Source organism: Pseudomonas sp. Colony2 (assembly GCF_019382755.1).
In the GTDB taxonomy this organism is placed as follows: Bacteria; Pseudomonadota; Gammaproteobacteria; order Pseudomonadales; family Pseudomonadaceae; genus Aquipseudomonas.
The window spans coordinates 5,825,558-5,825,757 of the sequence record NZ_CP080030.1 but is presented as its reverse complement, the minus strand read 5'-3'; positions in this window follow the sequence as shown (position 1 = coordinate 5,825,757).

Here is a 200-nt window from a genome sequence, read left to right as displayed (position 1 = left end):
ACAGTGCCGGGGTTGCCCGGCACTACACCATTAACGACTACGACCTCAGGGCGCAGCCATGACAGATGAAATTACACGCCTGGTGCGCTTCACCTCCAAGGGATTGGATGAAGTGCTGCAGGCAAAGAACCAGGGCTTGAAAGGCGAGATCACCCACATTGGCGCCGGTACTGGCCGCTACAACCCCGACGGCACCGAAG